Raw genomic sequence first — 223 nt, forward strand, 5'->3', positions numbered from 1 at the left:
CCGTTGAGCGCCGCCGGAATGCGCACGGAACCACCGGTGTCGCTGCCGATGGAGATCTCGGAGGTTCCTTCCGCCACCGCGACGCCCGCCCCCGAGGACGAGCCGCCGGGAATCCGCGCGGGATCCACGGCGTTGCCCGGTGTGCCGTAATGGGGATTGAGGCCCAGGCCGGAGAAGGCGAACTCCACCATGTTGGTCTTGGCCAGGATCACGGCGCCCGCCC

At 70.4% G+C, this 223-nt stretch carries 1 protein-coding gene; it reads right to left on the bottom strand.

Going from position 1 to position 223, the window contains the following annotated elements:
• Nucleotides 1–223 (bottom strand): amidase family protein (locus tag E4K09_RS16785; protein WP_244610543.1); only part of this gene is annotated, 223 nt, incomplete at both ends.

It is taken from the genome of Microvirga pakistanensis (assembly GCF_004458765.1).
Lineage (GTDB): Bacteria > Pseudomonadota > Alphaproteobacteria > Rhizobiales > Beijerinckiaceae > Microvirga > Microvirga pakistanensis.